The organism is uncultured Aquimarina sp., assembly GCF_947492115.1.
Classification (GTDB): domain Bacteria; phylum Bacteroidota; class Bacteroidia; order Flavobacteriales; family Flavobacteriaceae; genus Aquimarina.
Genome location: NZ_CANLMM010000011.1, coordinates 77,799 through 102,890, shown reverse-complemented (window position 1 = coordinate 102,890; position 25,092 = coordinate 77,799). Strand labels below are relative to the sequence as shown.

The following is a 25,092-nucleotide window of genomic DNA, read 5'->3' as shown; positions in this document are numbered from 1 at the left end:
AATATATTTTTTTGGTTAGTATTAAGATTACTCATCGTAACCATATTTTTTGTCCAGTTTATTCATCAATCGCACATAAACGAAGATGAGGATCACAAAAGTGTAAATAGAACCTTGTTGAGCAAACCAGAAACCAAGTTTAAATCCTCCTAATCTTATATTGTTTAATTCGTCTTTAAAGAGTATTCCTGCTCCATAGGAGACCACAAACCAAATAATAAGAAGAACTATCAGGTACTTTAGGTTTTGTTTCCAATAGGCAACAGCTTTTTGTTTATCAGTCATAACTTTATATTTTATAAGTAAATCATCGCTTGCAGGGTAACAAAACTTTGCGCATCATTATCCCCGTATTTTGTATTTAAATACTCAATAGTAATTTTAGAATGATGTCCACTGAAATAAGCATTTGCACCTACTCCAAAAGTTGTGGCATTATCATCAATTGCATCTATCGATCTCCTGTTAAAAGAAGCATAAGGTTGAAACTTGGTTTTTTTATTGTCATTGGGGATAACATAACCAACATGTCCGTAGATCATGGAACCTGTTTCATAGGTTTGTCCTAAGGTAAAGTTTTTTCCGTAATCATTATTTTGATAAGTTGCATAAGCAGTAATTGCTGATCCATTTTCTCCTAAAGGAGCATCATAAAAAGCGTCTACTGCAAAAACAGCTACATCTTCACCTTCTAATTCTCTAGTATCGTTTGCTACTACACTGCCTTCTGGATGAAAGAAAAAACCAGCTCCTACATTAAAAACCTTTTTACCTCCCAAATAGGTACCTACTTTATATGGAAGGAAATTAGACTCCTGATCAAAAAAGTGATAATCGAAATAACCTGCAAAGTTTTTCCCTGCATCTTTAGAACCTAGTAATCTTCTACCCGCATATACTGCTGGACCATCTGGAGTTGGATCCGTAGCCTCTTGTAAATTATTAGTTCCTGATTCATTAATAGATACTCGATACTGAAGTTTTCCAAAAGCGCCTTTGGCATAAATACCAATATGTCTTGCAAATTGATCCGACAACCCTATCGTTGCCCATGATTGTCGATTATTATCAAGAGTCATAATATTTAGAGTGCTCTGATTATTAAGTCTTGATATTCCGTTCCAATAATGAAGCCCTGCTCCTATAGCATGCTTAGCGTTTAGATTGTATTGCCCCCAAACTCCGTGAAAAAAAAGCTGAGACTCTTCTCCTCGCCCTAAAGGACTTTGGTTATTTGCATTCAAACTATTAAGTCCAAAATGAGTAAGAATTAAAAAACTTTTATTGATCTGAGCATAGGTTAAAATACGAGCTCTTCTAATGCTCATGTTTGTGTTACTTACATCATCGGGAACCTCATCTTGGTATCTTGCCCAAAATTGAGCCCATGATATAATTCTAAAGTATTTGGTACCATCTTCATTCAGTTTTACCTTCAGTCCACCAGTATAATCTGGCGAACCCTGAGAGTACGTATACTGGAGTGTAAGAAATATAGAAACTACCAGTATGATTAGTTGTTTTCTCATAGAGTTTAAAAGATTAGATTAGTAATAATTTGATTTTGTGCGCGATACTAATCTCCTAAAATCTAGTAGTTAAGAAAAAACTAATATATTTATATGTTAATTTATTATAGCTAATCTCTAAAACGTTCCCATTTAATCAACATAAACTTATCTCCTAATTCAGTTACAATAACCCCTGCACCTGATAAGTTTCGTACATCTTTAAAATAATCCGATAACTCAGAAGCATTGAGAATTTTATAGGTCGGATGATAGTTTGAATTATAAGGCCGTTTAATATTATATTTTTTAACCCAATTCAAGATACTTACATGTGAAATACCGAGAATACGTTCTATTTCACGATACGTCAATCCCTCTAAATACAACTGCAAAGCCTTGTTAACATAATAATCATCTATTTTCTTTCCAATTTTGTTTACCGAAAAGTAATAACCACAAGATTTGCATTTAAATCGCTGCCTATTATTTACAATCCCGCTTTTTATATAATCTTCAGAATTACAGTTTGGACAAGAAGTAATTTTCATATATATTTATTTAGCATAAATATATTAATTTAGCAACAAATTTTATATATGAATTGTATTTTATTCATTTTGTTTGCCAAAATCCCATGATATTCATTAATAAAAGATAACTTTATTGTATTATCAAAATCATGGATGAATTTATAGACATCGTTAACGAAGAAGGAATTTTCACTGGTGAAGTTCGATTAAAATCAGAGGCACATAAACTAGGGTTATATCATACTAGTGTTCATGTTTGGTTATACACTTATGAGGGTGAATTATTGATTCAAAAACGTGCCTTGGATAAAGATACTTATCCAGGTTTATGGGATATATCTGTTGCTGGGCATATCGGTACTGGAGAATCTCCAGAAAATGCAGCATTACGAGAAATACAAGAAGAAATAGGTTACACTATTGCAAGTGCTGATTTAGAATTTATTGGTAAATACCTTGCCGAGAAAAAACCAAATCCTGTGATCATTGATAATGAATTTCATTATATTTATTTGACTCGATTAACTAAATCTATTAAAGATCTTAACATACAAAAAGAGGAAGTTCATAGCATTAAACTAATCCCGATGATTCGGCTAAAAAAAGAGCTAGTACAACCAATAAAGAAAAAAGACTATGTCCCTCATGATGTAGATTATTATGATTTCGTTCTTAACGAAATCGAAAATCGATTTAACCAATAGTATAATTACTACTAACTATCACATCATCTATATAACAATTCATTATCATAGTATTTTTGTATCGAAATCAAAAAACCAATAAACAAAAACTATGAACAATATTAATAAAGAAACCGTAGATTCCTTAAATATCTTATTAGCGGATTATCATTTATATTATCAAAAACTAAGAAACTTCCATTGGAATGTAACCGGACGAAACTTTTTTGAATTACATTTAAAATTTGAAGAGCTTTATGAAGACGCGAAATTAAAAATTGACGAAATTGCAGAACGAATCTTAACGCTAAGAGCTAAACCCGTGAGTAATTACAGTGTTTTCTTAGAGAAATCTTCCATAAAAGAAGCTAGTAGTGATTTATCCGATAAAGAAATGGTAACATCTATTTTGGAAGATCACGATATCATTTTAAAGCAATTGAAGTTAGTTACTAAAGAAGCTGAAAAAGCAGAAGATGATGGAACTTTGGATATCACTGGCACGTATATTGCAGATCTTGAAAAAACAAGTTGGATGTTAGATGCTTGGAATCAAACTTCATAAAATAATTATATGTATAAAAGCAATATTTGTATTTTCTTATTGTGCTGTACCTTATCGGTAAGTTGTCAAAAAAAGAATGACACAGATCTTATAATGATAGATCATTTGTCAAGTACTTTGCACGAAATATCAGGTATTACATATATAAAAGGCGAATCTAATCTATATGCTGTTAATGATTCTGGAAATGAAAATGTTGTATTCTTACTCAATAAAAAAGGCAAAATTCTAGAGGAGATCAAAATACCAAATAGCAAAAATGTAGATTGGGAAGATCTAGCATATGACCATAATAACAATATTTATATTGGAGATTTTGGCAATAACAATAATGATAGAAAAGATCTTACCATATATAAGGTGTCTGGTATTAAGGATAAACAGATAAAAACTACAACAATAGAATTCTTTTTAGAGGATCAAAAGAAATTTCCTCCTTCTAAGAAGAAAAGAAATTTTGATATAGAAGCTTTCTTTTATAATAAAGGAAGCTTCTATTTATTTACAAAAAACCGAGGCAGTAAATTTAATGGAGAAACCAAGCTCTACAAATTACAAGATAAACCAGGCAAGCAAAAAGCTAAATTGATAGATACTTATACAATATGTGATGATGCTAGAGATTGTTTTATCAGTTCTGCGGCAATAAATTATAATGGAGATACAATTGCGCTTCTCACCTATAATAAGATTTTCATATTGTCAGATTTTAAAGGTGATGATTTGTTTAGTGGAAAGATCAAAAAGATAAAGCTCAATCATTTTTCACAAAAAGAAGGAATTTGTTTCTTAACAGATTCTACATTACTTATTGTAGATGAAAAACGAAAAAAAACAAAAGGAGCTTTATATAAATATCGATTAAACTAAAACTAGCGAGTGATCCAATCTTTTTCCAAAATCGCATACTCGTAAGTATCGGACCAACCCGATTTTAACGGTAGTATTTCTCTCTTATGTCCTTCTCTTATCAATCCAGATTTTTCTAAAACTCTCACAGAACCTATATTAGCAATAGCGCAACCAGCTTCCACCCTATGTAATTCCATTTTTTGAAAACTAAATTTTAAAACCTCACCAACTGCTTCCGTTGCATATCCCTTAGACCAAAATTGTGGATCTAACTTATACCAAAGGGACCCTATCTTATATTTGGGGTTTCCAACAATTAATGAGATTAACCCTATAAATGTCTTGGTGGATTTTAGCATAATTGCAAAAACAAATTCCTTTCTATATCTGAAATTATCTATCCATTCATTAAGATAGACCTCTGTTACCTCTGTATTTGTTGGGATACCTAAAGCATTATACTCGTCGACTTCCGGGATGGAAAGCAACCGATGTATATTAGCGAGATCAGACACCTCAACCGATCTAAGTTCTAATCTATCTGTAAACAAATGTAAATTTTCCATAAAAATATACTTCTAAATAATCAAAAGCATTTAAATATTTTGCTTTTCAATTTTCTTACAAAAGTTATTAACATTTAAACACTTAAACCAAAGCTTTAACCTTTTGTCGACAAAAACAATAAAATTAAGCATTAACAAAAATAAAAAGTAATACAAAACTTACTTTTCAACAAATAAACAACCTAAAATACTGGTTTCAAATATTTTATAAGTTATTCTTATGAGTTTTATTCCTAATTTAGCTAGTGTATGACGCATAGTCATCAATTGAAAAACCCCAAACACTTATTTATATATGAAAGCCGCCCCAGCTTACGTTTTGTTGTTATCAATATTAGTTACAGGTACAGCATTTTCTCAACAAAGTATCACTAAGAATTTAAAAGTTCCTCCAGATATTCTTAAAACTACAAATACAGAACAAGTTATTACAAAAGAAACAAAGAAGAAGACAAATACCAAGATCGAAATAAAAAAAACACCCAATAATTCAAAAGTAAACATTACTCAAACTAATACTAAAACTTCTAAAAATAAGGTTAATGAGGTGCCAAGAACTACCTTGGACTTTTTTTAATTTAATTTAATATGAAAATTATAAGAGACAATAAAGCTGTCTCTTAACCGAGAAGCTCCTGATATTTCGCATCTTATATCTGGAGCTTCTTACTTCTTACTACATTACACTTTCATTTAAAGACTTCATAAACCCCAACATCACAACGAGTTACACTAAAAGTTATTAACAATAATCAACTTTTGTTTATAATCTATTTCTTCTGCAAACCTTTATTATTAGTAATTTTCCTACAAAAACAAACCAACAAAACAAAGTTATCAACAGTCATAAATTGGATCAAAAAGTTAAAAAATATCGTTAAAGAGTAATTTTTGTTAATTTTTTCATAATTTAGAAGGAAATAACTTACAAATACCCCAAAATATAAATTATGATCAAAAATTACCTACCCCTATTATGCTTTATTTTAATCTTAGTCCCCAATTTTAATTTTAGTCAGGAGAATTTCGAAAAAATCAAAAGTCCAATAATTAGTAGTACTATCCTCAAAGCTAACACTACTTATCTTGTTCCTAACGAAATTCTTATTACTAACAGTGCCACCTTAACCATAGAAGAAGGGGTAACTCTAAAGAATCCAGAAAACAATGAAATCATTATTAGTATAGAAAATGGTTCAAGAGTTATCGCATCTGGCTCTTATGACAACCCTATCGTTGCTGCTACCGATTTATCAGCAAAGCCAGTTATCATCATGAAACCCTCTTTACAAAAGACTGATAATGCTGTAGCGGATAACTATTTCTATTACAAGTCAATTGAAAATCCAACAGTTTTAATGAATTCTCAACCTAACTCCTACAATAATATATCAAGTATTCAGGGCGACTTTTAATTAGGAATCAGATAGATAGTAGCCCAAGCCGCTTGTATGAATTTACAAGCGGTGTTTTAAAAACTTAATCCTAATCCAAAGGTAAAACGTAAACCATCATCACTATTAAATAAATTAAACTGTCCCGCAACGGCGTTTACAGCATTGATCCAAAAACCACCACCTATAGAATCATGCCATACATCTACATCTTCTCCTTCGAACCATACTCTCCCTATATCATAACCTCCATAAATTCCAAACTGTAGTGGTAATAAACCTGTTTTAAACTTATTAAAACTATATCTCAGGTCACCACTAAATGCTAAAGCTTTATCACCTGTAAAACGTTCTTCTCTAAATCCTCTTAGACTATTAATCCCTCCTAAGGTGGCTGCTTGATAAAACTCAAAACCATCACCAATCATAAAAGCAGCTTGTACATCTGTTTTTAATACTAATTTTCTATTTTTTGTAATTGCATTATAAAATCCTAATTTAGGTTTTACATATCCAAAAGTTCTATCGGTATCATCCAGATTCATTTTAGAACCTGCATTTAGTGAAAACAACATACCTCTTGTTGGATTAGCAGGGATATCAAAACTTTTATATTCGTAATCTACATCCAATCCTGCAAAGAACTTTCTTTCAAAAAAATCAACATCTTCCGTTACAAAATCAAGTCCAGAAGTTATAAATCTACCAGCAGAGTCTTGTACTTCTACACCTTCGTAGGATGCAGTTATCGTAAGTTTATTTCCATAAAAACCATTTTTCGAAACTCCCAGATTAAGTCCCCAAATCCCTGTTTTTACTCTATTAAAATCCAATCCCAAATCATCGTCTAAATTGATGGTATTATTTCCAAAACCAAAAAAGTTCTGTGCAAAATTCTCACTTGTATACTTTCCACCAACTCTCAAGCTCCAATTACCAATAGCATTAACAAATTCTCCATTATAGGATAGGTCATAACCTTCGGTAGCGAAATAATATGCGCCCTTTATTGTATGCTTGCTTTGATAAGGATTATTATTAAATCCTCTAACGGTATAAACGTTGGTTACGTTAATATTGACTCCATCATCTGGGTTAAAGCCTATCAATGGAGTTAACGTATTGGTCTTATCAATATACTTATTGTAGTCATATGTATTATGATTATAATTATTACTAAAAATAAATTTTGCACCTCCTTTTTTCTTTACTGTATTTGGTTTAGATTTATGATCATACACACGTATTTTTCTTCCATTTTCTATCGTATATACGTCGTTATTCTGACCACCAACTATTCTGGTGTAAATTGGGTTTTTCCCTTTTCCAGTAACCTTAAACTGATCATCATCGTCTAATCCATAAATCCATATTTCTTTCGTTTCTTTCGAAAAAATAGTTCTCTCATAAAATGGTTCTTGTGGCACACCATCTTTTATTCTAGAAATTTTTACTAATGTTTGATTATCTCCTCTTACAATCTCAAATAGATCATCTTTATCTGTACCTCTAATAATTACTTGCTTCGATAGATAATCATAATATCTACCCGCAATATCCACTACATCATCTCTTCTCTTTTTAAGATAGCCTTTTATCCTTTCTACTGTAGCATCCTGAAGTTCTGCAGGCAAGTTTCTAAATGCTTGATCAATAGCCTCATCAGTAAGATTTTGTTTGATATACTCAGCTTGTTCTAACCATATTTTTTTATCTGATTTTTGCGCAAATGTCCGATCTAAACGAATCCCAGACTCATTAATCCATCTGATGTTTTTTAATTCTTCTCCATATACTTGGAACTTTCTTGTAAGAGGAGCGATAAACTTGATTACATCTAATAAACCTCCATCGTAATTAGAAAACACCTGATCACGATCCTTTGGTATAGGACGATACATTTTCTTATCTTTTGAATCAAAACGAGACCATCTCCATTGATCTGAATGTCTATCCCAATCGCCTAAGATCATATCAAATAATCTGGTTCTAATGTAATGTGGTTCATCCATCTGATACTCTTCATCTTTTCTCAGATTCTTTAGTAAATCATCTGTTCCTTCAATATCATCTGGTTTTCCGAATGAGGCCAGATCCTTGTGTTCTTTACCAGGTCTTTCTTCCAGAAAATACATTTCATCACCAAAATCCTTATTATAAGCTCCTAAAGCTGGATGCTTAGGCATATAATATACTTTAGAATTAGCATGATACACTCCTATAGCATCCGCCAATCCGCCTACCACCAGAAATGCATAAGGATAGCTAGAAGTATAAAAATCTGCTAATAGCTCTTCAGTAAACGTATCATCAAAATCATCTTCTAGATAAGTATCATTAAAAACTCCCTTCTGTAAAAATTGGGTAACACTCTTTCTCATAGCACGTAAACTGTATCTCTTTCCTGTGCTATCCACCAATCTCAAGGATCTAGTAACCTGACCTCCTCCTCTTCTATCAATACTAAAACCTCCAAGTAATGTATCTAGTGTAACAATTGGAATCTTAATATCTGTGCTATATACTTCCCTGTAATGATCTCCCCATAAGGATTGGAAAAAATTAGATTTTGTAGTTTCATCTTTATTATAAATAGATGCCTCTATTTCGTTCTCAAAAGAATTACCTAAATTCCCAATCTCATATTGTTCGGGTTCTTCATGAACTTTTGTTTGATATACCAATGTTGCTTTGCCTCCTTCATTTCCATAAAAACGAACGTTGGACGATCCATCCTTATATACATCCAATATGGCAAAACCTTGATTTGGATATGAAAATAATCCATCCTTCCCCAAAGAAGCTGCTGATTTCTTAGAGCCAGATCCAGAAACAATCTGCTTTAATCCTTCGCTATCTATATACTGTAATGAATGTTCATGCCCAGACGCAAAAATAATACGCTCATTATCTTTAGCCATTGTAGACAGACGTCTCATCAGTTTATTATAACTTTCATTATATCTATCTTGTGGAGATACTCCGCCTTGTGATCTTATTTGAGTTACCAAAGATCCTAATACTGGTAGTGGTATTTTCTTTTTAGATGGAAATATATGACTCTTAAAACTATATTTACCACCATGTGGCCCATTTGTAAACATTGGATGATGCATGGCTACCAGAACAGTCTTACCATTGTGTTTTTTAAACTCACCCTGAATTTCACTAAAAAACTTATCCCTTGTCTTTATTTCACAATTATCATTTATGGTTGGATTTTTATTCCAATCTGCGAGGTACCATTGAGTATCCAATATAATTAACTGAATTTTATCTCCGATCTCGATACTTTCGATCGGACAACCTTTAGATGGCAAAAAGGCTTTTTTACTATCCAATTTCTTTCTTATATACTTTTCTTGTCTCTGCAAACCTTTTACACCGTTGTTATACCAATCATGATTTCCTGGTATAAAAATCACTTCACCATCAAAAGATTTTACTGCATCTATCTGCGCATCTATTCGATGTTCTGCCAATTTTCTTGACGCATCATCTTTCTCCGGCATTCCTTTTTGATAAATATTATCTCCTAGATAGATCAGATAATCATCTTGGGTATTTTCTTTAGTTAGAATTTGTTTTAGCGCTTCTAAACCTGGAGTACTTTCCCCTAAAGCTGCATTTCCAGCATCCCCAACTAGATAGAAAGTTTTTTCAATTTCATTATCTGGTAATTTTTCAGGAAAATTTTCGTCTAAATATTGAGGAGAATATGTTGCGCAAGAGTTTAATAATAATAAGCCGATAATTAAGAACGTCTGTATATTTTTAGTCATAATGGAGTACATTCATTTTTTTTAATTATTTTGGTTATTGAAAAATTATAATATGGACACATTAGTTGAAAAAACTGATAATTTCGTTTCTGAACTTTTTACTAAAAAGCTTCCTGAAACTTGCATCTATCATAATTACACTCATACCAAAAGAGTATTTAAAAGTACAAAAGAAATTATTGACAGTACCAGTATTTCTGAAGAAGATGCGTTCATATTATTATTAACCGCTTTATTACACGATACAGGATATTCAGAAAGCCTTGATAATCATGAAGAACACAGTGTTAGTATTTCCGAAAATTTCTTAAAAGAACAGAACGCCCCTCAAGAAGTCATCGATAAGGTTTCTAAATTAATAAGGGCTACTAAAATGGATCATGAGCCTACTGATTTGCTTGAGAAAATTATCCGTGATGCAGATGCTTCTCATTTAGCCAAAGGATATTTTGAAGAAACTAGCGATTTCCTTAGACAAGAATTTGAACATCATCATAAAGAAAAATATAGCAGAAAGGATTGGTTAAAAATTAATATCGATTTCCTAAAAAACAAGCACGAATATTATACAGACTATGCTATAAAAAATTGGCAACCCAAAAAAGAAAGACATTTGCTGGAAATATTAAACGAACAAGCTGCTCTGAAGAAAAAAAAGAAAAAAGAAAAGTTAAAAAAACTGGTTAAAGAAGAAAGCCCTGAAAAAGGAATTCAAACACTTTTTAGAGTCACGCTAAGAAATCATTTAAAGTTAAGTGATATTGCAGATACCAAAGCCAATATTTTACTATCTGTAAATGCAATTATCATCTCATTGGCATTGTCTAACTTAATTCCTAAACTAGACAATCCATCCAACCAATATCTAATTTATCCCACACTTATATTTATAGTGTTTAGTATTATTTCCATGTTATTATCAGTACTCGCGACACGACCAAATGTTACAGGAGGTGAGTTTACACGTAAAGAAATTGAGGAAAAAAAAGTAAACCTTTTATTCTTTGGTAATTTTCATAAGATGCCATTAGATGAATACAAATGGGCGATGCATGAGTTAATGGATGATAAGGAATATATCTATGACACTATGATTAAAGATTTATATTTCTTAGGAAAAGTGCTACACAAAAAATACAAGATACTAAGAATAACGTATACCGTATTTATGATAGGATTCATCACCTCTTCAATCTCTTTTGTAATTGCTTTTAATACGCTACAATAAGTAAGACAAGAATTAATTATTTGTTGATCTCTTTCATTAGATCATCATAGGTATAGTATTCTTTATCCTCTTTACTCTTATTATAAAGAATATTTACTCGCAGAGCTTTGAGTCCTGTTACTCCTTGTAAATCATCTAGCTCAACAATCTCAACATCATCTTCCAAATAGTTTTTGGATTGAAGGAAACTGATATACTTCAAATACTCTTGTTCATCACTTCTTTGAGAATACACAACTACTAGCTTCCCTTTTTCGGTAATACGTTGATTTGTTCCTTTGATGTATGCCTTATCTACTCGTTTTTTCACTACTTCGTAACGAGCATTATAAGTTCCATCTACATCAAAACGCTTTTCATCCATTCTAAATCGCACAGATAATGAAGCATTAAAAACCAGGACCATTGAGGCTACATCCAAAGGAACTGGTAAATCTTGTTTGAGCTGATAATACTCATTTTCCATCTCGCACATTACCTGCAATTGCCATAATCGCAAATTATAGAGATATATCTTGTTAAAACTATCCTGCTTGGTAATAGATTCTCCAATATACATATTGTGTTCTACTCCATCCGTTTTAAATCTTTCAAAATAATGAGGGTACATTTTCTGAGCTTCCACCTGTTTCTGATCCAGTAATGCTGCCATTTTCTTATTAATCAACATTACAGATTCATCATAAGCTTTTCTATGCTTATAAAGCATCTTAGTGTTCTTATCAAGTGAATTATTATATTGGTTGATCAAACCTTCAAGAGCTACATTTGTTCCTTTCAAATGCTTAAACAAAGGTTTGATTTCATTCTTGATGAAATTAAGTATTTTTTGTTCCGTGTCTACCTGCAACTGATTAGATACAGAATCTATATAGCTATCTATTCTAAACTTAATTTGTTCGTAGATAGGTAGTGGATCTATTTCTACAACCTTATTAATTACTTTGTCAATTGCTTTTAATTGCAATATTAAATCCTTCTGAACAGATCCATTCCTAGCTTCTGAAGATCCTTTGATATCAATCTGGCCAAATAATGGATAGACATTGTCGAAAACAACTTCCTGAAATGAAGTAGGGTTTTCTTCTACTTTAGCTAAAATAAAACGTTTGGCTTCTTGCCTAAACTTCCAATACACACTAGGGTGAATTGCAGTACATTCTTGCTGTATTACCAATTCTAGTTCATCTTCAGCTTTTGCTTTCGAACGTAATACAGAATCTACCAAATATGGCATTATGTCCTGAAGTTTATTGGCATTGATACTATTTAGTTCTCTACTATTAGGAGATACGATCTCCAAGACTCCTAACAATTTACCATTGTCTTCAATGGGTGCTATAATCGCACTCTTTATATTTTGCTTTGCTAAATTAGAGTACATTAATTCATCTGGATATGCCGTATGTGTTTTGGTAACATCCGAAATAGCAAATGCTTCTGATTTTTCAAACAAACTCTGATAGGTCCCCTTACATAATGCTGTTTCACAACAATCAGAAAACTTATCGTAGAGCACATAACTATCGATAGTCTTAAAAGGAACACGTTCTAACACTCGTTCCTCTTCATTATAATTAGAAAAACCTACTTTGATTTCCGGAAGATTAAAAATACCTCGAAATATATTCTGGAAAGTCCCAATAAAATCTCCTTGTGTTTTATCGTATTTTAATAAACTAGTTTTAAATTCGGACAAGGATACATCTGCAGTCGCATCAAATAAGTTTGCAATAACGATCCCTTTAAAAACCCAACTATTAGGAGGAAATTTTTCCTTCCAAATCTCAACATTATCAAAATTGTCTATCAAAATTGCAACATCCTCTTCGGTAATTTCGATAGCCTTGTCTGTTTTTTCGATCTGAATAAAATCACCGTTATACAGAATTCTATAATGACGCATAATTCCCGAAGCATCTGGAATATCGTAAAAAAACGGTCTTCGAAAATCGATCTTATAACCGTAGTATTGCCCAAGGATAATACTACATCCCATAATATAGTAATGATCTTCGCTTAAATTTTTGATTTGAGGTTCGAAATCATATCCCGCCGCGTTGACAATATTCTTGTAACGCTCTGTGGATTTCAAAACTGTATTATGAAATGGAATAGTTGCTATTTTAATCTCATTTTTCTGCAATATTTGCGAGAAAGAATCCTCTAGCACTAATTCAATTTGTGGTAGTAATTCCTGTACTCGTTGTTCGGAAGTAATTCCCTCTTCCAATTCTGGGTACTCTTCGGCAATCTTCAAAACACTTTGTGCTCTGTCCCGAAGCAATTTATTTTCACTGTGTAAGAACTCTCTATACTGATCGAAGAACAAAGAGAAACTTATCCTAATATCTAAGGGAAAATCGTGCTCTAGTACGTTCATAACAGTTTATTTACGGTGGTTTAACAAAAATAATACAAAACTAACTCACTTGATGACTGCATTAACAATAAATTAAATCAATAATAAGCAGTTTCTCTAATTTTGAAGACGAATAACACCTTTTCATTAGGACATGAAACCCTAAAAGTTTTCTATATAACCAATAATACCCCCAAGTGATGCATTATTATTAGACTTCAAAAGCCTGTTTTTGTTACAGCTTATGTTGTTTATTTATGTTTTTATTGAAATTACGATGAAAAAAATTAACATTTACTGATATTTAAAAGTTAATTTTTGGGGTTTAAAGAGCATATTACATATTTTTACCAATCCAAAAATTATCTAGAATGAAAAAAATAGCATTGCTTGCTCTTTTGGTACTATCTGTTGCCTGCAAACAAGAAGAAAAGGGATATTCAATTACCGCAAATACTGAAGGATTTGATGATGGAGTAACGGTATATGTAAATGCAATTAATCGCTCGAATCGCCCTACAATTATAGATTCTACTACTATACAGAATGGTAAGTTTAAGATGGCACTACCAGTGGTAGAAGATAACGACTTCAACTATTTGACTTTTAAAGGAATACCGAATAATGTATTGTTTTTAGCAGAAAATAATCCCTTAAAAATGACGATTTACAAAGATAGTTTGCGTTCTTCGGTAATAACTGGAGGTCCAGAAAATGAACTATTCTTTAGCTACCTTAAGAAAATGACATCTTTTGGAAAACTAAGGCAAGATCTAAGCAATCAGTACCAAATAGCATCCAAGTTAAAAGAAACTGATAAAGCTATCAAATTATCTAAAGATCTACAGCAGATAAGAGTTGACGAGAATAGTTTTAGAAAAGAAATAGCTGAAAACAACCCTAATTCTTTAGTTGCCGTTATGGCACTTACTGATCTTCTTAATCTAAAGGCGGTTCCTGCTAAAGAAGTAAAACAAATTTATGGTACTATACAAGATACGCTAAAAACATCGCGATTAGGAAGGAACCTAGATCGTCTTATTGCAGCATCTATAGGAAAAATAGATATTGGCAGTGAAGCTGAAGACTTCTCTGCTCCAAATCCCGAAGGGAAAATGGTATCTCTAAAAGAGTCTATGGGTAAAATCACTATCATTGATTTTTGGGCATCTTGGTGTAAGCCTTGTAGAGCTGAAAATCCAAATGTGGTTAGAGTCTACAATAAATATCACGATAAAGGTTTAAATATTATTGGTGTTTCATTAGATAGAAAAAAAGATCATTGGACTACTGCAATTGATCAAGATAATTTAGAGTGGAATCATGTTTCTCATTTAAAATTTTGGCAAGATCCAATAGCAAAAGCATACGGAGTGCGATCAATTCCTGCGACATTTATTATCGATGAAAAAGGAAATGTAATTGCAAAGAACTTGAGAGGTCCAGCACTAGAAACTAAAATTTCAGAACTGCTTGGAGAAAGTTCTTTATAATTTTAGATTTTTACAGATAAATAAAAAGCGACTCTACGGAGTCGCTTTTTTATTTATTATAATTTTCCAAGACGTTTCATTATGAACAATATAATAATAGGAATTGCTAATAATCCTATCATAAGTGGATTTTCTTGAAACAAATAAGGAGCTAATATCAATGTAACCACATAACCTCCTACAGCTCCTCCAAAATGAGCATCATGCCCAATATTTCCAATTCTACTTTTCATTCCATAAATAGAATACAATAAATATCCTATACCAAAAATATAAGCAGGAATTGGAATAGGTATAAACATAAGGTATAAACTCATTCCCGGTTGAAATAAGATAGCAGAAAATATTATTCCAGAAACTGCACCACTAGCTCCTACTGCGCTGTAATGATATTCATCTTTATGAAAAAAAAGTGAAAAGAGGTTACCTACGATTAAGCTACAAAAGTAGATGACCAGAAACTTAATATTTCCCAAAGAGTTAATGACTACTGGAGCAAAAAAATATAGCGTAAACATATTGAAGAATAAATGCATAATATCCACATGCAAAAATCCAGAAGTTAACATACGTATTTGCTCACCTCTTCTCACGCCTCCAATATTAAACTTATAACGTTCTAAGAAGGAAAAATCATTAAGTCCTTTTAAAGAAACGATCACGTTCGCCACTATTATAACGATTAGGACAATATCAATATTCAACATAACCTATTTTTTGAAGATCAAATATAGCACATATTTACAGCTAAAAAAGCGTTGATAATATTGGAAATAAGATTGCTTTCAAAGTTTCTTAACTTTAAGTTAAAATAGTTTACCTTTAGCCACCAAAAAACCAAATCAATGCAATTAGCAGTTTATTGTCTAGTGTATCCGCTATTATGGATGATCTCTAAATTACCTTGGCGAATTTTTTATTTCTTTTCTACTTGTATTTACATATTAGTTTATTACATCATTGGATACAGACGAAAAACTGTAACTGAAAACTTGCAACTTGCTTTTCCAGAAAAAGACAAGAAAGAGATTAATAGAATTAGAAAAGCCTCCTATAAACATATGTGCGATATGTTTTTGGAAATGATTCGTTCTTTATCGATAAGCGAAAAAGAAATAGTAAAACGTTTCCATATTACCAATCTAAATGCTTTGGTAACTCTAGAAGAAAAAAATAAGAGTATTATTACCATGATGGGCCATTACAATAGTTATGAATGGACCAATTCCATTGATTTAATAAGTAAATTTAGGTGTGTGGGAATCTACAAACCGATCAAAAATAAATACTTCGATAAATTAGTTCACAGAATTAGAGGAAGATTTAATTCTCGATTAATACCTAGTGCTAAAGTATTTAGAGAAATGACCATGGATCAAAGGCAAGAAAATCCTGAGCTAAGTTTATATGGTTTAATATCTGATCAATCACCAAAACTTAATAATGCTACATTTTGGATTGACTTTATGGGAATAGAAGTACCAGCTTTTGTAGGAGGAGAAGTTCTTTCTAGAAGATTAGGTCTTAGTATATTTTATTTACACGTAGAAAAGGTAAAACGCGGTTATTATGAAGCCACTTTGGTTCCAATTTCTGAGGATCCACAAAATGAAGATGAATATGCGATTACCGAAAAATTCACGCGATTATTAGAAGAACAAATTAGACATAAACCTGAAAACTACCTTTGGACGCATAAACGTTGGAAACATCGCGATGCAGCACCTTCAAAAAATCCAATTGCAAGTTGATTTAACATTTGTTTATTTTAAGATTATTCTAAGATTATTGGGTTTTAAATAAGTTTATATTTGTACGCTTAATTAAACACAATGCAGTTAATAGTTTACCTCTTGGTATATCCTTTTTTATGGATTATATCAAAACTCCCCTGGCGTTTGTTTTATGCTTTTTCTACAGCTGTATACATCTTTGTATATAGGATTATTGGATATCGGAAAAAAGCTGTTACCGAAAATCTTACACTGGTTTTCCCTGAGAAATCCGATCAGGAAATTAAGAGAATTAGAAAAGCTTTTTACAAACATATGTGTGATATGTTTTTAGAAATGGTAAAGTCTATTTCTATTAGTGATAAAGATTTATTGGAAAGATTTAAGATTATTGATATAGAAACTCTCAAAAATTTGGAATCTAAGAACAAGAGTATTGTGGTACTCATGGCACACTACGCTAGTTATGAATGGGCAACAGTAACACAACTCTTGATAGATTTCCCTACAGTGGGAGTTTACAAGCAAATCAAGAATAAATATTTTGACGAGTTAGTCCATAGAATACGACAACGTTATGATGCTCGACTTATCCGTAGCTATAATGCCATGAAAGAAATTACGAAAGATAAAGTAAATGGCAAACTTTGTTCCTATGCTTTTCTATCTGACCAATCGCCAAGTCTAGCAAAAGCTACGTACTGGACAGATTTTATGGGTATCAAGGTTCCAACACACGTTGGCGGATCAGTCTTAGCCAAAAGACTAGATATGTCGGTGGCTTATCTTCATGTCGAAAAAGTAAAACGTGGGTATTACGAAGCTAAATTTATTCCTATAACGGAAAATGCTAAGAACTGTGAAGATTTTTACATCGTAAAAACTTATTTACGTATGGTAGAAGAACAAATTAAAAAAGCACCTGAATACTATCTATGGACTCATAAACGATGGAAACATCGTAATGCTGAAATTCCTAAAGATGCAACGGTACATTAATTTGAATTTTGCTTCTGCAATAGTTCATTCCTATTACAGAAGCAAATTTATTTTCTATTAGATTCCAGCTATCTCTTTTAGCGTATTAATCGTTTCATTTGCTAATTGATCCGCTTTTTCCTGACTTAATGCTTCGGTATAGATTCTAATAATAGGTTCTGTGTTACTTTTTCTCAAGTGTACCCAAGATTCACTAAAATCAACCTTTACTCCATCTATAGTACTTACCTCTTCGGCAATGTGTTTATTATGAAAACCTTTTAGAATTTCATCAACATTTAATTCTGGTGTCAATTGTACTTTATTCTTACTCATAAAATAAGAAGGGTAGCTATTTCGTAATTCACTAACACTACATTTTTTTTCAGCTAAATGTGTTAAAAATAAGGCTACACCAACCAATGAATCTCTTCCATAATGCAATTCTGGATAAATAATTCCGCCATTACCTTCTCCACCAATAACAGCATTATTTGCTTTCATTTTAGTAACTACATTTACTTCTCCAACTGCACTAGCTTCGTAGCTTCCATTATGCTTTTCTGTTACATCTCTTAATGCTCTGCTCGAAGATAAATTAGATACTGTATTGCCAGGAGTTTTACCAAGTACAAAATCTGCACAAGCTACTAATGTATATTCCTCTCCAAACATCTCACCATCTTCGCTCATAAAAGCTAAACGATCTACATCTGGATCTACAGTAAGACCAAAATGTGCTTTTTCTTTTACTACTAACTCAGATAAATCAGTAAGATGTTCTTTTAATGGTTCTGGATTATGAGGAAAATGACCATTAGGTTCGCAATATAATTCTACTACCTCTACTCCCATCTTTTCTAATAATTTAGGAATAGCAATTCCTCCTGTAGAATTTACCGCATCTACGACAACTTTAAAACCAGCTTCTTTTACAATTTCAGAATTTACCAAAGAAAGATTCAACACCTCTTCGATATGTTTATCAATATATGTATCATTGGTAGTAATAGTTCCTAGATCATCAACTTCAGCAAAGTGGTAATCGTCATTTTCTGCTATATCAAGGATTTTTTTGCCATTTTCGGCATTTAAAAACTCTCCTTTATTATCTAATAGTTTTAATGCATTCCATTGTTTAGGATTATGACTAGCCGTAAGAATAATTCCTCCATCGGCTTTCTCCAAGGGTACCGCTACTTCTACGGTAGGCGTTGTAGACAATCCCAAATCAATTACGTGTATTCCTAACCCAACCAAACTATTCATTACTAGTTGTTGTATCATAGCACCAGAAATACGAGCATCTCTACCTACAACGACAGTAGGATGTTCTTTCTGTGAAGCATTTTTTAACCAGGTTCCATAGGCTGATGCAAATTTAACAGCATCTACAGGAGTTAAATTCTCTCCAACTTTTCCTCCAATAGTTCCTCGAATACCAGAAATTGATTTGATTAATGTCATAATATTGATCGATTATTTTTTGTTTTTGGCAAATGTAAGAGCTTAAGGTCATTACCACAACTCTAAAATTAAAGTTTACACAAAAACAACAACAACATTCTAAAAAATTGTAAATTCACCTAATGAATTTTTTAGCCCATATTTATCTTTCTGGAGATGATGATGAACTGAAAATAGGAAACTTTATAGCAGACTCCGTAAAAGGAAAGAAGTTTTCTCAGTTTCCGAATCAAGTTCAAAAAGGTATTACACTACATCGCAAAATAGACTCTTATACTGACAGCCATCCTATAGTAAGAAAAAGTGTTTTGAGATTATTTCCAAAATACGGACACTACAGTAGTGTAATTGTGGATATCCTATATGATCATTTTTTAGCAGCCTATTGGAATGAATTTTCTATCACTCCATTAGAAATATATGTAGCTGATTTTTATAAATTACTAGAAACAAATTATGAAATACTTCCTAAACGTGTTCAGGATTTTTTGCCATATATGTTTCGGGATAATTGGTTGTTAAGTTATGCTACCATACCAGGTATTGGAAGAATTTTATATCAAATGAATCATAGAACCAAAAATAGATCTAAGATGAATTTTGCGGTAATCGAACTCGAGAAATATTATAGTGATTTTGAAAAAGAGTTCAGAACATTTTTTGAAGAGCTTGAATTATTTACTAAAAACGAAATGCGAACCCTATGAAAATGATATTCCTATTTTTATTAGCACTTCTAGTTTCATGTAATAAAACAAGTAACGATCCTATTTCTAAAAACCTGTGTAACGATCTAGGCGTAGTAACTTCTAAAAATGGATATACCAAGAATTATTATCCAAATTCAATTAATCTAGAAAGTATCGGACACTATGCAGCAGGAAAGAAAGATGGGTTTTGGAAATTTTTCTATAGAAATGGAAAGGTGAAAGCCGAAGGGCATTATCAGGATAATAAAAAACAGGGATATTGGAAAGAATATCATAAAAATGGTATAGTAAAGTCTGAAGGTCATATAGAAAATTGTGAACCTTCTGGTTATTGGAAATTTTATGATCAAAAAAATAACCTTATTAAAGAAATAAATTATTAATTAAACCATTAAGCACCATGCGAATTCTTTATGTATTGTTACTTATCATTATTGTTTCATGTAAAAAGAATCAGGAACTACCTGTAGTTAATACAGAAAAAAAACCTGTCATTGGAGTTATAGAAAAAAATGCTATGGTAGTATCTGCACGTGAAGAAGCTTCAAAAATTGGCAGAGATATTCTTAAAAAAGGCGGTAACGCTTTTGATGCAATGGTTGCTACTGAAATGGCTCTTGCAGTAGCTTACCCCTATGCTGGTAATCTTGGTGGTGGTGGATTTATGGTATATAGAAAAGCAGATGGACAAGTAGGTGCTATTGATTATAGAGAAAAGGCACCACTTGCTGCATTTAAAGATATGTACTTAGATAAAAACGGAGATCCTATTCCAGAAAAGAGTCAATTGGGGGCTATGGCAGTAGGTGTTCCAGGAACAATTGCTGGTATTTTTGAAGTTCATAAAAAATTTGGGACACTATCTATCAAAGAACTACTTACTCCCGTAGTTGCATTAGCAGAAGATGGATATGTTATCACAGAAATGCAAGAAAAAAGATTACATCATTTTAAAGAACTTTTTATTGAAACCAACAAAGACACGATTCTTTATGCAGGAACTATTAAAGCAAAAGACACCTTAAAAAATGTTATGCTTGGCAAAACCCTAAGAAGGATCATAGAAAATGGAAAAGATGAATTTTATAAGGGTGAAACAGGTCAAAAATTGGTAGACTATTTACAATCCAAAGGTGGAATTATCACCATGGAAGACCTTGGTAAATACGAAGCTAAATGGCGAAATCCTATACAATTTTCGTACAAAGATTTAAATATTATTTCTATGTCTCCTCCTTCTAGCGGTGGAGTTTGCTTGGCGCAAATCATGAAAATGATTGAACCCTATGATCTCAAAAGCTATGGCCATAATACGTTAAAATCTATTCAGATAATTACCGAAGCAGAAAGAAGAGCATACGCAGATCGAAGTTTTTACTTAGGAGATCCCGATTTTGTAAAAATTCCAATAGACACTTTAATTAGTGATTCCTACCTAGCAGATAGAATGAATAATTTCGATCCTAATAAAGCTACGCTATCTTCGGATTTGAGTTATGGAACCATACCTGGATATGAAAGTAGTGAAACGACCCATTACTCCATCGTAGATCAATTTGGGAATGCTATTTCTGTTACCACGACACTAAATGGAGCTTACGGTTCTAAATTATACGTTCCGGAACTGGGATTCTTTTTAAACAATGAAATGGATGATTTTAGTGCTAAACCTGGTACTCCTAATATGTTCGGATTGCTAGGAGCAGAAGCGAATGCCATTGCTCCGGAAAAAAGAATGCTAAGTTCTATGACTCCTACGCTTGTAGAAAAGGATGGAAAACTATGGATGTCAGTAGGTACACCTGGTGGATCCACAATTATTACTTCGGTATTACAAACAATATTAAATGTAAAAGAATATGGAATGAGTATGCAGGATGCCGTAAATGCTCCTCGCTTTCATCACCAATGGTTGCCTGATGTGGTTATTTTTGAACCAAATTCTTTTGATAAAAAAGTTATCGATAGTCTAAAAGCAAAAGGTTATAAAACCAATGAAGAAGAAACCCGTGTAATTGGTAAAGTCGATGGAATCCTTGTACTACCAAATGGAAGTTTAGAAGGTGGTGCGGACAGACGCGGTGACGATACCGCAGTAGGTTTTTAAGTATATAATGTTACAATATAATTGGATAAAGAATAGAAAAAGAACAAAATTCCATAGGTAATCCTTATTTATTTTCTTGGATAAGAACACACTCTTAACTTACTGAATACTTACCATTTAATAACAAATGCTGCATAATTACCATCATTTGCAACATATCTTACAGTAGAGAATTAGCTTGTATGATATCTTAGTGTCATTGTAAAACTATTATATTTTAACAGTTTTATTGCGAATTCAACAAAAACCAATATTAATAATTCAATTATGGTAAAATCTCTACTAACAAAGACAACTTACGAACATTTATATCCGGATTTCAGAAAAAGCCTCTATCAACATATTTTATAATTGAAGGTAAATTCTTTTTTACCAAATTTTGTTATTAGCCTAGCAAGATGATACGTTTTTCTATTCCGAAGAACAAATCGATAAACTTTTTCTCGTTAACTCTTTTTTTTTCAAATAAAAATCTAATTATAATCAAACTTAACATTATGAAAAAATCTCTATTATTTCTATTATCCCTTATTAGTAGTATTAGTTTTCTAAATGCACAGTATTCTATTACGTATGATTCTGCTGATCCTGTTACGGTAGTTGCAGGTCAATCCATTACCTTAAACTACACCTACACAGCATCTATGGCTGTAGGTGCTCAATTTCAAATTTTTGAAACTGATGATCAAGGTATTTTTGGAGGAAGTACCGCTATTGGAACAGCTGTAGCCGAATTTCCAAATCTAGATGCAGGAACTGATGTTTCAGGATCTATCACACTTAATATACCTGCAGATTTACCAGTAAGCTCTTCACTATCTGGAACTGAGTATCGGATATTTGGTAAGTTAGCCTCCGCTGACAACTCTGACGCTACGGCTGATGTTACTTGGGATACGGCTGGAGTGTATCCTTTGATCACAGTAACTGATCCACCATATGCTATCAGCTATGATTCTTCGAATCCTGTTACAGTGGTGCAAGGTGAATCTATCACCCTTAATTATACCTATACCGCTTCTATGGATGTTGCTACACAATTTCAGATATGGGAAGCTGATACCCCAGGAATTTTTGGAGGTTCTGTAGCTAACAGTTCTGCAGTTATTGTAACACCAACTGTAACCGCTGGAACTAATGTATCTACTACAGTTACCCTAGATATCCCATCTGATTTCCCAACAAGTGCCTCGCTAACCGGAACCAAATACTACATATTTGGTAAACTATCCTCTGCGGATAATCCTGACGCAACATCGGATGTTACTTGGGACACTGGTGGTGAATACCCTGAAATTGTAATTGATGAATTGTTAAGTGTAGATGACGTAGCCTTTGATAGTAACAAACTATATTTTAATAGCGCTTCAGCTTCTTTAGTAGTAAATAATAACATTCAAGCTGAATCCCTAAGTATATTTAACACTACAGGAAAAAAGGTATATGAAATAGACAATCTAAAGGACACACCAACTATTAATTTATCCTCCCTACCAAGAGGTCTATATATCGCAAGATCAGATTCAAAATATTTGAAATTTGTACGATAATATAGCATATTGAATACCTAAATTGGCTATCTAAAAACGCTCAATCTTCTTATCCCTTAGCTATGGTAAGACGCATTTACAACGATGAGCTTTTAGATAGTCAATTTTATTTTAGAATGTATCCTTCTCCAGAATACACTCATGATTAGACTAAATATGATACGTATTAGTTACTTCTTTTCGTTTACCCGAAGATAAAAGTGGGATTTCATCAACATACTGAATATCAATATTTGCATCATCTCCGAAATACCCTTTAAACTCCTGTAATACTGTAGGTTCATCAACTTTTTTATCAGTATTCAATTTGATAGTGTAATCTTTTTTACCGTACTGTATTAACTGAAATTGTTTATAATCTCCATATTTACACAACCTATAAGAAACATGTGATGGGATAATTTCTCCTTTTGTATTATAAATGAGGTCCAGTTTTCTACCTGCTACCGAAGATAAATAGGATGTATTACTTTCATCTACATCCATTGTTCCTATATCACCAGTATCATATCGAATCAAAGGCATAGCATAATTATGTAAATCAGTAACTATAATTCTGCCTTTATTACCAGGTAAAACAGGTATATCTTTATCTAACTCGAAGATTTCAATAAAATAACTAGCAGAATTAATTACAAATTTCGAAGGAGCATTGCGATCTTCCTGAGCTAAAATTCCGTTTTCATTGTTAGAATAGCGAGATATTGGTGCTATACCAAAATATTTTTTCATACTAATTCTAACATAATCATTCATACTTTCTGACATCGTAATGATCGACTGAACATTGGATTCTATTGGACTAGCTTCTATTTTATCTAGATATTGACAAATAGTTGTAAAAGCTGATGTATACCCCAGAAAACTCTTTTTAGAAGTATTCCTTCTGAGTTTTTTTATTAAACTATTGATTTCTTTGTCAGAAAGATCAAAAACACTTTTTGGATAAATATTCTGCCACCAAAATCTAGATAATGGATTATGTTTATAGTTTTCACTCCAAATTTTTATGTAGACAAGTTTTTGCCCGATTTCATACCCAGATTTACTAGAGAAATACAAATTATCTCCTGTATTTCTACATCGCTTACTTTTATTTTGTAATACTGAAAAAGGTGCTCCGGTAGAACCACTTGTTGATATCTCTACACAATCTTTAGGCTTATATTTTGAAGATCTAAATTCTTCAAAATTATCACGAATTACATTTTTATTAATTATAGGAAAATCAGCAATAGATTCATACCCTGAGTATTTCTGATAAAACCAGGTTGTGCTAACTGCATGTTGTAAGATCTTTTGAAGATATTCTTCTTTTTTATCAATAGAAGACTGAATATGAGGATTTTCTATCAACTCTTTAATATCCTCAAAATGCTTTTTAATATCGTTCCCCTTTAGAATATCAAAAAACCAAAAGATTTTTCTTCTAAAAACTTGAGATAAACTCATAAGTATATTCCATTACTTAGACGTAACATTGTCGAATTAGACATTAGCAATCTAAATCAAGAATAATTGTGTGTGAAAAATAAATGTAAAAGTATTATTAAGCCTTGATAAAAGTACATTATTTTTTTG

General features: G+C 32.1%; 22 protein-coding genes. 13 read left to right on the top strand and 9 right to left on the bottom strand.

Annotated elements, in window-relative coordinates; all coding sequences use genetic code 11:
- Nucleotides 1-27: 27 nt before the first annotated feature.
- The 3 genes from Q1A73_RS22655 to Q1A73_RS22645 all read right to left on the bottom strand — a co-directional run bounded on the left by Q1A73_RS22655 (nucleotide 28) and on the right by Q1A73_RS22645 (nucleotide 2,059).
- On the bottom strand, nucleotides 28-285 hold the full coding sequence (locus tag Q1A73_RS22655; protein ID WP_299610544.1) for a DUF4212 domain-containing protein: 258 nt from the start codon (nucleotides 283-285) through the stop codon (nucleotides 28-30).
- Nucleotides 286-296: 11 nt separating this feature from the next.
- Nucleotides 297-1,529, bottom strand: a complete 1,233-nt coding sequence (locus Q1A73_RS22650; protein WP_299610542.1) for a hypothetical protein — start codon at nucleotides 1,527-1,529, stop codon at nucleotides 297-299.
- A gap of 110 nt (nucleotides 1,530-1,639) precedes the next feature.
- A complete protein-coding gene (locus Q1A73_RS22645; protein ID WP_299610540.1) occupies nucleotides 1,640-2,059 on the bottom strand; it encodes a helix-turn-helix domain-containing protein in 420 nt (139 codons plus the stop codon).
- Nucleotides 2,060-2,190: 131 nt separating this feature from the next.
- Between Q1A73_RS22645 and Q1A73_RS22640 the strand changes: the two genes are divergently transcribed.
- The 3 genes from Q1A73_RS22640 to Q1A73_RS22630 all read left to right on the top strand — a co-directional run bounded on the left by Q1A73_RS22640 (nucleotide 2,191) and on the right by Q1A73_RS22630 (nucleotide 4,159).
- Nucleotides 2,191-2,745, top strand: a complete 555-nt coding sequence (locus Q1A73_RS22640) for an NUDIX domain-containing protein (RefSeq protein ID WP_299610538.1) — start codon at nucleotides 2,191-2,193, stop codon at nucleotides 2,743-2,745.
- 91 nt (nucleotides 2,746-2,836) lie between these two features.
- The gene (locus tag Q1A73_RS22635; RefSeq protein WP_299610536.1) at nucleotides 2,837-3,289 is read left to right on the top strand and encodes a Dps family protein; all 453 of its coding nucleotides are present in this window, start codon (nucleotides 2,837-2,839) and stop codon (nucleotides 3,287-3,289) included.
- A 93-nt stretch (nucleotides 3,290-3,382) separates the two neighbouring features.
- Entirely contained in the window at nucleotides 3,383-4,159 is a 777-nt protein-coding gene (locus tag Q1A73_RS22630; protein WP_299610534.1) for an SdiA-regulated domain-containing protein, read from the top strand.
- Between the two features lie 2 nt (nucleotides 4,160-4,161).
- Here the strand turns inward: Q1A73_RS22630 and Q1A73_RS22625 are convergent, their stop codons facing one another.
- Complete coding sequence (locus Q1A73_RS22625; protein ID WP_299610532.1) at nucleotides 4,162-4,707, bottom strand: GNAT family protein; 546 nt, start codon at nucleotides 4,705-4,707, stop codon at nucleotides 4,162-4,164.
- A gap of 295 nt (nucleotides 4,708-5,002) precedes the next feature.
- On the opposite strand from Q1A73_RS22625, the gene Q1A73_RS22620 reads away from it, so the two are divergent.
- Both Q1A73_RS22620 and Q1A73_RS22615 read left to right on the top strand, forming a co-directional pair.
- Nucleotides 5,003-5,284, top strand: a complete 282-nt coding sequence (locus Q1A73_RS22620; protein ID WP_299610529.1) for a hypothetical protein — start codon at nucleotides 5,003-5,005, stop codon at nucleotides 5,282-5,284.
- A 373-nt stretch (nucleotides 5,285-5,657) separates the two neighbouring features.
- Nucleotides 5,658-6,122: a hypothetical protein gene (locus Q1A73_RS22615; RefSeq protein ID WP_299610526.1), complete on the top strand. Its 465-nt coding sequence runs from the start codon at nucleotides 5,658-5,660 to the stop codon at nucleotides 6,120-6,122.
- 56 nt (nucleotides 6,123-6,178) lie between these two features.
- Here the strand turns inward: Q1A73_RS22615 and Q1A73_RS22610 are convergent, their stop codons facing one another.
- Nucleotides 6,179-9,883 carry a metallophosphoesterase gene (locus Q1A73_RS22610; RefSeq protein ID WP_299610524.1) on the bottom strand — a complete coding sequence of 1,235 codons (3,705 nt, stop codon included), beginning with the start codon at nucleotides 9,881-9,883 and terminating at the stop codon, nucleotides 6,179-6,181.
- 52 nt (nucleotides 9,884-9,935) lie between these two features.
- On the opposite strand from Q1A73_RS22610, the gene Q1A73_RS22605 reads away from it, so the two are divergent.
- Entirely contained in the window at nucleotides 9,936-11,111 is a 1,176-nt protein-coding gene (locus Q1A73_RS22605) for a Pycsar system effector family protein (RefSeq protein ID WP_299610523.1), read from the top strand.
- Between the two features lie 16 nt (nucleotides 11,112-11,127).
- Here the strand turns inward: Q1A73_RS22605 and Q1A73_RS22600 are convergent, their stop codons facing one another.
- Nucleotides 11,128-13,494 (bottom strand): GAF domain-containing protein, encoded by a 2,367-nt coding sequence (locus Q1A73_RS22600; RefSeq protein WP_299610521.1) that lies wholly within the window; start codon nucleotides 13,492-13,494, stop codon nucleotides 11,128-11,130.
- A 350-nt stretch (nucleotides 13,495-13,844) separates the two neighbouring features.
- Here Q1A73_RS22600 and Q1A73_RS22595 point away from each other — a divergent pair, with 350 nt between their 5' ends.
- Nucleotides 13,845-14,966 (top strand): TlpA disulfide reductase family protein, encoded by a 1,122-nt coding sequence (locus Q1A73_RS22595; protein ID WP_299610519.1) that lies wholly within the window; start codon nucleotides 13,845-13,847, stop codon nucleotides 14,964-14,966.
- A 56-nt stretch (nucleotides 14,967-15,022) separates the two neighbouring features.
- On the opposite strand, the gene Q1A73_RS22590 is transcribed toward Q1A73_RS22595, so the two are convergent.
- Nucleotides 15,023-15,673 (bottom strand): rhomboid family intramembrane serine protease, encoded by a 651-nt coding sequence (locus Q1A73_RS22590; RefSeq protein ID WP_299610516.1) that lies wholly within the window; start codon nucleotides 15,671-15,673, stop codon nucleotides 15,023-15,025.
- Between the two features lie 138 nt (nucleotides 15,674-15,811).
- Between Q1A73_RS22590 and Q1A73_RS22585 the strand changes: the two genes are divergently transcribed.
- Both Q1A73_RS22585 and Q1A73_RS22580 read left to right on the top strand, forming a co-directional pair.
- The gene (locus Q1A73_RS22585) at nucleotides 15,812-16,717 is read left to right on the top strand and encodes a lysophospholipid acyltransferase family protein (RefSeq protein ID WP_299610514.1); all 906 of its coding nucleotides are present in this window, start codon (nucleotides 15,812-15,814) and stop codon (nucleotides 16,715-16,717) included.
- Nucleotides 16,718-16,798: 81 nt separating this feature from the next.
- A complete protein-coding gene (locus tag Q1A73_RS22580; protein ID WP_299610511.1) occupies nucleotides 16,799-17,698 on the top strand; it encodes a lysophospholipid acyltransferase family protein in 900 nt (299 codons plus the stop codon).
- A 57-nt stretch (nucleotides 17,699-17,755) separates the two neighbouring features.
- On the opposite strand, the gene glmM is transcribed toward Q1A73_RS22580, so the two are convergent.
- On the bottom strand, nucleotides 17,756-19,144 hold the full coding sequence (glmM, locus tag Q1A73_RS22575; RefSeq protein WP_299610509.1) for a phosphoglucosamine mutase: 1,389 nt from the start codon (nucleotides 19,142-19,144) through the stop codon (nucleotides 17,756-17,758).
- A gap of 122 nt (nucleotides 19,145-19,266) precedes the next feature.
- Between glmM and Q1A73_RS22570 the strand changes: the two genes are divergently transcribed.
- The 4 genes from Q1A73_RS22570 (at nucleotide 19,267) to Q1A73_RS22555 (ending at nucleotide 23,511) form a co-directional block, all read left to right on the top strand.
- Nucleotides 19,267-19,851: an acyl carrier protein phosphodiesterase gene (locus tag Q1A73_RS22570; RefSeq protein ID WP_299610504.1), complete on the top strand. Its 585-nt coding sequence runs from the start codon at nucleotides 19,267-19,269 to the stop codon at nucleotides 19,849-19,851.
- A complete protein-coding gene (locus Q1A73_RS22565; RefSeq protein ID WP_299610501.1) occupies nucleotides 19,848-20,237 on the top strand; it encodes a hypothetical protein in 390 nt (129 codons plus the stop codon). The genes Q1A73_RS22570 and Q1A73_RS22565 overlap by 4 nt, the downstream gene beginning before the upstream one ends.
- Nucleotides 20,238-20,254: 17 nt before the next feature.
- Complete coding sequence (gene ggt, locus Q1A73_RS22560) at nucleotides 20,255-21,961, top strand: gamma-glutamyltransferase (protein WP_299610499.1); 1,707 nt, start codon at nucleotides 20,255-20,257, stop codon at nucleotides 21,959-21,961.
- Between the two features lie 497 nt (nucleotides 21,962-22,458).
- Nucleotides 22,459-23,511 carry a T9SS type A sorting domain-containing protein gene (locus tag Q1A73_RS22555; RefSeq protein WP_299610496.1) on the top strand — a complete coding sequence of 351 codons (1,053 nt, stop codon included), beginning with the start codon at nucleotides 22,459-22,461 and terminating at the stop codon, nucleotides 23,509-23,511.
- Nucleotides 23,512-23,661: 150 nt separating this feature from the next.
- On the opposite strand, the gene Q1A73_RS22550 is transcribed toward Q1A73_RS22555, so the two are convergent.
- Nucleotides 23,662-24,963: a CoF synthetase gene (locus Q1A73_RS22550; RefSeq protein WP_299610492.1), complete on the bottom strand. Its 1,302-nt coding sequence runs from the start codon at nucleotides 24,961-24,963 to the stop codon at nucleotides 23,662-23,664.
- Nucleotides 24,964-25,092: the final 129 nt, after the last annotated feature.